The organism is Microcoleus sp. BR0-C5, from assembly GCF_036705045.1.
In the GTDB taxonomy this organism is placed as follows: Bacteria; Cyanobacteriota; Cyanobacteriia; order Cyanobacteriales; family Microcoleaceae; genus Microcoleus.
In genome coordinates, this window is the sequence record NZ_JAUBTR010000071.1 from 1 (window position 1) to 1,683 (window position 1,683).

A 1,683-nucleotide genomic window follows, 5' to 3' on the forward strand; every position below is an offset into this window, starting at 1 on the left:
CCGAAACATACACCTCTTCATATTCACTCATTTATTTATTATACATCGCTGATGTTATTTAATTCTCATTCCTAAGTAGGTAAACGCAAAAAAACAATAATATCCAATCGATAATTTTAGGGTCGGGTTTTACAAAAAATTATTGCCAAAAACCGACCATCCCAAAAACCCCCACCCAATGGCAAATCGCCATCTAATTCTTTCCATATACAAGGGTTAAAGGTCGTACTCGAATAATGCGCGTAGCATCTAAGAGTACGACCTTGAAAGGGTGCTATCAGACCGGAGTAGCAAATGGGTTGAAGGTGACGAAACTAGCACCAGCAATGGGATTCGGGTCGAGGCTGCCCACAATCAGCCCTGTAGGTGAATCCCATTAGTTGTCGGTGCCAGCGACTGTCACACAGCGAAGATTTTACCTGCCTACCTCACTTTCTTGAAAAAAGCTGTAGTGAGGAATCAGACTGATAAAAAGCATTTAACTACTTGGGGGATATATTAGTAGAGCAAGGATTCCTCGCCCTACTAACAGCCTTAAAGCAGAGTAATTGTAGTGTTTGTCGGAGTGCCCAGACTCGTATTTGGGCCAAAGCTTAAATTCACCGGCCCACCAGTCAAACCAGGACGATTGTAAATTGCCAGACTAACGCTAGTTTCACCCGCATTAAAGTTAACCGTGCCTCCCGAAGAAGTCACAGGAAATGAACTTAAAAGGTTGTAGTCTTGGCCCAACACAGGTGGAGCACCACCAGCAGGAGCAATCAAATAGTCCACAACAGCCGAAACCGAAGTATTGCCAGTCCGATTAATCGTAACACCTCCAAAACCACCATCAATAATAGAATCAGGAGACGAACCGTAAAAGAAGACAGTCGGAGCCACAAAATCAGGATCAATAATGCTCAAAACTGCCTGTGACGGACTAGCCAAACTCCCACCAGTCAAGAACAAATTCACCGTTTCAGGAGGCTCCGGGATAGTGTTAAAAAAATTGTCATCATAAGTTTGAACCCCAACTCCTACGCTAGTTTGTCCGGGTGCAAAAAAGATCCCTTGACTCGCACTGAAGTAATCCGGTAGAAAATTCGTAGACTGAGCAGTACTGTCACCCGTGCCGAAGAAAATCACACTCGGTTGCGAAAGGTCGCCACTGCGATTGATGGTAATCAGCACACTTTCGCCCTCGTTGGCGCTGTAAGTATCCTGACTGAAGAAATACGTGTTTCCAACGGGGGTTGGCGCCGGAGTTGTCGCCGTCCCAGTTGGCGGCACATCATTAATCGTCAAAATTGACGGAGTACTGCCGACATTGCCACCCAAGAGCACCAAATTCACCGTTTCCGGCGATTCCGCTATCATGTCGCTCAAAGCCGTCACGGTGAAACTAGCGGTAGTTACCCCTGCAGGAAAATCCAACACCCCCGCCGCCGTCCCAGTGTAATCCGCTGGTGAACTTGCCGAACCGTCAAGAGTTGCGTAGTTAATCGATGCAGCCGCCGTGCCACCGGTGCGAGTAACGTTAATCGTAACCGGGTTGCCTTCAGCCACCGTGTAATTTGGTTGGGCGAACTGGAAGAGACTTGGAGACGTCGGCATCGGAGCTGGCGGCACATCATTAATCGTCAAAATTGACGGATTACTGACATTGCCACCGAAGAGCACCAAATTCACCGTTTCCGGCGA

1 protein-coding gene is annotated in these 1,683 nt (G+C 47.4%); it reads right to left on the bottom strand.

What is annotated here, in order from left to right:
- Positions 1 to 534 precede the first annotated feature (534 nt).
- Positions 535 to 1,683: Calx-beta domain-containing protein (locus QUB08_RS25480; protein ID WP_333228233.1), on the bottom strand; the 1,149-nt coding region annotated here is incomplete at its 5' end.